General features: G+C 34.2%; 1 protein-coding gene. It reads left to right on the forward strand.

Going from position 1 to position 339, the window contains the following annotated elements; genetic code table 11:
* Positions 1-120: 120 nt before the first annotated feature.
* A partial coding sequence (locus FD27_RS07360) for a KxYKxGKxW signal peptide domain-containing protein (protein WP_057752076.1) occupies positions 121-339 on the forward strand: 219 nt, incomplete at its 3' end.

The following is a 339-nucleotide window of genomic DNA, read 5'->3' on the forward strand; positions in this document are numbered from 1 at the left end:
TAGACCAATTATAAGAATAGGCCATTAGTGTTGCACTTAACTTGACAATTGAGGTACTATATGGAGTTTAATATCAAATTATTGTATAATTAGTATGAATATTTTTTAGGAGGGTTCTTCATGGAAGGAAAACAGCATTATAAAATGTACAAGGCTGGTAAAAAATGGTTATTTGCTGCTATTGTAAGTTTTGCTTTTGGTAGTATTGTAGTGTCTAATTCTGGGCAAGCATATGCTTCAAAAGAAACTGGTGAACAGCAAAATTCATCTTTAGCGGTACTTAATGGTGGTAAGACCACTTCTCCAGCAACTACTACAGATGGTGGTAAGACCACTTCT

The organism is Limosilactobacillus frumenti DSM 13145 (assembly GCF_001436045.1).
In the GTDB taxonomy this organism is placed as follows: Bacteria; Bacillota; Bacilli; order Lactobacillales; family Lactobacillaceae; genus Limosilactobacillus; species Limosilactobacillus frumenti.